Below are 5,303 nucleotides of genomic sequence, written 5' to 3' on the forward strand. Positions count from 1 at the left end.
GCAAAGGCCCTGTCGAACGGATACGGGCCAGCACCTCCACGCCGGACGCGGCGGCCGTCTCGAAAGTCTCATCGCCGAGCCAGTTGACGTCACGCAAAGTGAGCGCGCGGGCGTGCAAGCAATCGCGCGGACCGACCACGACCTCGCGCCGGCCTGCGTCAAGCTTCACCACGTAAAGCGGCTCGGGCGCGGCCACGCCGATGCCCCGCCGCTGGCCGATGGTGTAATTGATGATGCCGGTGTGGCGGCCGAGCACCCGGCCATCCACATGCACGATATTGCCGGGCTCGGCGGCGCCGGGACGCAAGCGCTCGATGACTTGCGTATAGCGGCCCGTGGGCACGAAACAGATATCCTGACTGTCGGACTTCTCGGCGACGGTGAGCCCGAAGCTTCGCGCAAGCGCGCGCGTCTCGTCCTTGGGCAAGTCGCCCAATGGAAAGCGCAGGAAGGAGAGCTGCGCCGGCGTGGTGGCGAACAAGAAATAACTCTGGTCGCGCTCCTTGTCGGCAGCCCGGTGAAGTTCCCAGCCGGCCGGCCCGGGCAGGCTCTTGACGTAATGGCCGGTGGCGAGCGCGGCGGCGCCGAGCCCCTCCGCCGTCTCAAGCAAATCGTGAAACTTGATTTTCTGATTGCAGGCGACGCACGGCACCGGCGTCTCGCCGCTCAGATAGCTATCGGCGAATTCACCCATGACCGCCTGCTTGAAGCGCGCCTCGTAATCGAGAACGTAATGGGGGATGCCGAGCGCTTCGGCTACACGGCGCGCGTCCTGAATGTCCTGGCCAGCGCAGCACGTCCCCTTCCGTCCCACCGCCTGGCCGTGGTCGTAGAGCTGCAGCGTGATGCCGACCACGTCGTAGCCCTGGGCTTTGAGCAGGGCCGCGACCACGGAGGAATCCACGCCGCCCGACATGGCGACGACGACCCGCGTCTCGGCTGGACGCCCTTCTAGGTGCAGACTGTTAAGCATTCCGGGTCAATGATGCGGCGAAGTCAGTGGCTCGATGATCTCGGAAGGGCTTGCCGACTTGGTCTTGATTATAGACGGTCTGTGACGGGCCCCGCGTGGGCTCATTTCAGCCCTTCCAGAAGGCCCAGAACATAGGCAGGGGACGCTTGAGACGCAAGGACAGAGCCCCTGGAAGACCAGTAGAAGCTCTTGGAAAGGCCTGGAAGTCTCAGTGAATTCAGCAAGTTTTGGCTATTTCCTTGCAGCTTCTTTTACCGGACAGCTTAGGCAAATCTTAAATGGGCCTCTGCTAGCTTCCACCTAGATTGAAGCTCATCGAGTTTGGAAGTGTTGCGTACGATGACTGAGCATTACAGGCCGCGTGTCAGATATGTGATTGGACCGGACGGCAGCCCGCTGACCGTGGCCGATCTCCCCCCGAAGGACACCAAGCGGTGGGTCATTCGCCGTAAAGCCGAGGTCGTGGCCGCCGTGCGTGGCGGTCTGATCAGCCTCGAGGAAGCCTGCGAGCGTTATACGCTGACCGTGGACGAGTTCCTGAGCTGGCAGCGGTCCATCGATAAGCACGGCCTGCCGGGCCTGCGCGCCACCCGCGTCCAGGACTATCGCAGTAGCTAATCGCGCCTCTGATCTGAGATCTTCGCCATGGCCGGGCTCGTCCCGGCCATTGGCATTTCTAGGAGCGGCTACTGCGCGGCGGGCTGGGCCACGACTTCGGGCCATTCCTTGCTGCAATCCGTCTGACCGCTCTTCCAGCGATTGACGTCGAACCGCATCTTGGCCGCTTGCTGCGGCGTCATCGTGTGGTTGTTGGACGTGACGATCGTAGAGGCGCCCTGCTGGGCAAAATCGATCGTGTAGGCGAGCTTGCCCGCGCGTCCGAGATTGCGCTTGTCGTGGATCGTGATCTTCACCTTCTGCCCGTCGGGGCTGACATCTGCACGGTAGACATGGTCGGGGAATAAGGGCGCGCTCGGATTGAACCAGCAGGTTTTGATACGGCCGCCGAGCATCACATACGCATCGACCGGCTTGGCTGTCGCAACCGACATGCGGCTCGTATTGTAGGCCGGCACCGCGCCGACCGGGGCGTCAGCGGCGACGCTTGCGCTGCCCGTGGACCCGCCGCCACCGCCGCAAGCCGCAAGTCCTAGCCCCGCGGCCGCAAGCGCAATCGTAATGGCCGCCGGCCCTCGCACTCTATGTCCCCTTGAAAGCATCGTGGCGCTCAATCGCGGAAGTTCACGAATTGCAGCGGCTGCTCGATCGAAAGCCCTTTTGTATGCTCGATCACCGCCTGCAAGTCGTCGCGCTTCTTGCCCGTGACCCGGAGCTCGTCGCCCTGAATGGAGACCTGGACCTTGAACTTCCCGTCCTTGATCTCCTTAACCACACGCTTGGCCAGCTCCTTGTCGATGCCCTGGCGGATGATCGCCTTTTGCCGAACGGCCTGGCCGGCCGCTTTTTCCGGCGTCTTATAGTCGATAACCCCTGCGTCGATTTTGCGGCGCGCCAGATGCCCCTGGAGCAGCTCGTGCATCTGCTTGAGCTTCAGGTCGTCGTCGGCGTTGATGGTGATTTCCGACTCCTTCCGCTCGATCTTGGCCTGCGAGCCTTTGAAGTCGTAGCGCTGGCCCATCTCGCGCACCATGTTGGCGAGCGCATTGTCGACCTCCGCGAGGTCGGTCTTTGAGACGATATCGAACGACGGCATGGTCCCTACCCGCGCGCTTTTCCGGTTTCCGGGATCATATAGCATCTGAAGCCGGGGCCGCGAATGGCCCAGCCCCAGAACCGGCGGCGGCTCAGCTGCAGGTCAGCTGCAAGGTTGGCCGGCTAACCGGCTGCGCGGTGGGCACCCACGGCGACAAGCTCCGGCGCCGGGTTCTCGACCCTGAGCCGCTCGGAGTCGCGCTCCTGGAGAAGCTCGATCTTCTTCATATCTTCAAGCGCCTCGTCCAGGTCTCCGCGGGCCACTGCCAGCTTTGCCTCGAGGCCCGCGACCGAATTCGCCAGATTGTCCCGTCTTTGGATGGCTGCCTTGGCGAAGGTCGGATAGGCGTAGTGATTGACGTCGGAGACGCCGGCCCGCTCCTGCTCGATGGCGATCTGCCGGTCGAGATCGGTGGCCATGGTGTTGAGCTCACCGATCATGGCCTCAATATCTTCAACCTTGCGGCGCTTCTCGTCGACTTCGAAGCGCTTCAAACGGATGACTGCGTCGCGTGACTTCATGACTCGATACCCTCAGCGTACTCGGTCCCCGGTTACGGAGAACTCAATTACCATGCCAGCGAGCCGCCCTACCGGCCGATTGCCCTCAAAAAAGCAATCCTCCCGGAAGCGAACCCAAGGCCTTTACGAGGACCGGGTCCCCCTGCCCCTCGTTCCAGATCATGGCTGACAGGCCTTAAGGCTCGGTAAACCATATGGCTTGCATTTGAAGGATACGAGGACCCCAGTGGTGTAGAGATGGTTACCGGACGTGGTTAGCGCTCGCCAGAAGCTTAGCTTTTGTTAACTATTGGCCATTAATTTGTTGATTCGAATTAACCAATCTGCGTCCGACGTATTGGGTCAGGGGATAACCAGGAACTTTGAGAAGACGGGGGATTTAAAATGCGGGTTCTTCTGATCGAGGACGATAGCGCAACCGCGCAGAGCATAGAACTGATGCTGCAATCGGAAGGCTTTAACGTCTACAAGACCGATCTGGGTGAAGAGGGTGTCGACCTCGGCAAGATCTACGACTACGACATCATCCTCCTCGACATTAACTTGCCGGATATGAGCGGTTACGAGGTCTTGAAAACCTTGCGCGTCAGCAAGGTGCAGACGCCGATCCTGATCCTCTCCGGACTGGCTGGCATCGAGGATAAGGTCCGTGGCCTGGGCTTCGGCGCCGACGATTACATGACCAAGCCCTTCCATAAGGATGAGCTGGTCGCCAGGATCCACGCGATCGTGCGCCGCTCGAAGGGCCATGCCCAGTCGGTCATCCAGACGGGCGGTCTCAAGGTCAATCTCGACGCCAAGACCGTGGACGTGAACGGCCAGCGGGTGCATCTGACCGGTAAGGAATATCAGATGCTCGAGCTGCTCTCCCTGCGCAAGGGCACGACGCTCACCAAGGAGATGTTCCTAAATCATCTCTATGGCGGCATGGACGAGCCGGAGCTCAAGATCATCGACGTCTTCATCTGCAAGCTGCGCAAGAAGCTCGCGGCGGCGACCGGCGGCAAGCACTATATCGAGACGGTTTGGGGCCGCGGCTATGTGCTGCGCAACCCGGACGACGAGTCGGACACTGGCGAAGCCGCCGCCTAGCATTTTCCGCGAAGATCGAGACATTCGTAATGGCCGGGCTTGTCCCGGCCATTACTTTTTTCGGCTAGCTTCTGCCCGCCTTGAAGGCCGGCCAGCCCTCGGCTTCTGGCGTCTCGGCGACCGCAAACTCCGTCAACAGCTCCGCCAGGGTGAGCCCTCGCGCCCTGGCCCGGGCTTCCAGAAGCTCCGCCGTGGCCCGATCGAGATGCACCTCCCGGACGCTCGGATCCTTGAGGGCGACTGTCACGCCCTCCCCGCGGCCCGGGACCAATCCGGCGTTCAAGGGTCCGCGCAGTTGCCGGGCCTGACGGCGCGCTGCCGCCACATCGGGTGTCAGACAGAAGACGCCCATGATGCCACTCGGGCACCGGCATGAAGTCTGGCGACATGCCGGTGGCGGTCTCCGCCGCGCCAAGCACCAAGGCGCGAGACGCCCCAGAACGGCCGTCTTCAATTGCTCATTGAAACAGATGAGGACGTTCCTGCAGAAGATGATGTCGAAGTCTTGGCGGCGATTGTCGACGGATTCTGATTTACGTTCCGTGACCAGCGTGGGAAAGACCGCCTCGAAAGCGCTTTTGTCCGGGGGTTAGGCGGCCCTGAACAGGACCTCTTCGCCCTCGGCCTCGGCGGTGACGGTCATGCCAGCGACAGCGGCCACGCGCCGGGCGTAGTAGGGCTGAATCGAGTGGGCATCGACCTCAACCCCGTTTCCGCCCGACAACAGCGCCTTGACCTGATCGTTCAGACGCGCGGCCGTGCCCTTGGCGCTGACGGTGAAAGCGATGTCGGTGGGATCGCCCGAAATCTCAACGCTCACGGTCCCTCCGCGGGGCAGCGCCATGATGCCGAGCGCCACGAGATTGAGCAGAAGCTTGACCTTGTTCTTCGGCACCGTCAGCGGCGGCCCGTTCCACACGACCTCGTGCTTGCCGCTGCCTTGGGCGAATTCGCGCGCCACCTTCTCCGCGTCGCGCAAATCGATCTCCGCGCCTGCTGAGCC

Annotated in this window: 8 protein-coding genes and 1 pseudogene; 2 read left to right on the forward strand and 7 right to left on the reverse strand. The window is 62.1% G+C overall.

The genetic code is table 11. The annotated features are described in order from the left end of the window. A partial coding sequence (mnmA, locus tag ACSLE4_RS03605) for a tRNA 2-thiouridine(34) synthase MnmA (protein ID WP_435903114.1) occupies positions 1 to 973 on the reverse strand: 973 nt, incomplete at its 3' end. 339 nt (positions 974 to 1,312) lie between these two features. Here mnmA and sciP point away from each other — a divergent pair. Then, complete coding sequence (gene sciP, locus ACSLE4_RS03610) at positions 1,313 to 1,591, forward strand: CtrA inhibitor SciP (RefSeq protein WP_069623250.1); 279 nt, start codon at positions 1,313 to 1,315, stop codon at positions 1,589 to 1,591. A gap of 68 nt (positions 1,592 to 1,659) precedes the next feature. Here sciP and ACSLE4_RS03615 read toward each other — a convergent pair whose 3' ends face one another. The 3 genes from ACSLE4_RS03615 to ACSLE4_RS03625 form a co-directional block, all read right to left on the reverse strand. Then, positions 1,660 to 2,172 carry a hypothetical protein gene (locus ACSLE4_RS03615; protein WP_435903115.1) on the reverse strand — a complete coding sequence of 171 codons (513 nt, stop codon included), beginning with the start codon at positions 2,170 to 2,172 and terminating at the stop codon, positions 1,660 to 1,662. 29 nt (positions 2,173 to 2,201) lie between these two features. Then, complete coding sequence (locus tag ACSLE4_RS03620) at positions 2,202 to 2,687, reverse strand: YajQ family cyclic di-GMP-binding protein (RefSeq protein WP_435903116.1); 486 nt, start codon at positions 2,685 to 2,687, stop codon at positions 2,202 to 2,204. A 122-nt stretch (positions 2,688 to 2,809) separates the two neighbouring features. Continuing rightward, positions 2,810 to 3,208 (reverse strand): flagellar export protein FliJ, encoded by a 399-nt coding sequence (locus tag ACSLE4_RS03625; RefSeq protein WP_435903117.1) that lies wholly within the window; start codon positions 3,206 to 3,208, stop codon positions 2,810 to 2,812. 384 nt (positions 3,209 to 3,592) lie between these two features. Here ACSLE4_RS03625 and ctrA point away from each other — a divergent pair, with 384 nt between their 5' ends. Further along, positions 3,593 to 4,300: a response regulator transcription factor CtrA gene (gene ctrA / locus ACSLE4_RS03630; RefSeq protein ID WP_435903118.1), complete on the forward strand. Its 708-nt coding sequence runs from the start codon at positions 3,593 to 3,595 to the stop codon at positions 4,298 to 4,300. 64 nt (positions 4,301 to 4,364) lie between these two features. On the opposite strand, the gene ACSLE4_RS03635 is transcribed toward ctrA, so the two are convergent. The 3 genes and pseudogenes from ACSLE4_RS03635 to ACSLE4_RS03645 all read right to left on the reverse strand — a co-directional run. Continuing rightward, entirely contained in the window at positions 4,365 to 4,547 is a 183-nt protein-coding gene (locus ACSLE4_RS03635) for a hypothetical protein (protein ID WP_435903119.1), read from the reverse strand. Positions 4,548 to 4,766: 219 nt separating this feature from the next. Continuing rightward, a pseudogene (locus ACSLE4_RS03640) lies at positions 4,767 to 4,850 on the reverse strand (hypothetical protein); the annotation flags it as partial. Positions 4,851 to 4,889: 39 nt separating this feature from the next. After that, positions 4,890 to 5,303: histidine phosphotransferase family protein (locus ACSLE4_RS03645; protein WP_435903120.1), on the reverse strand; the 414-nt coding region annotated here is incomplete at its 5' end.

The sequence above is a fragment of the Methyloceanibacter sp. genome, assembly GCF_051306395.1.
Classification (GTDB): domain Bacteria; phylum Pseudomonadota; class Alphaproteobacteria; order Rhizobiales; family Methyloligellaceae; genus Methyloceanibacter.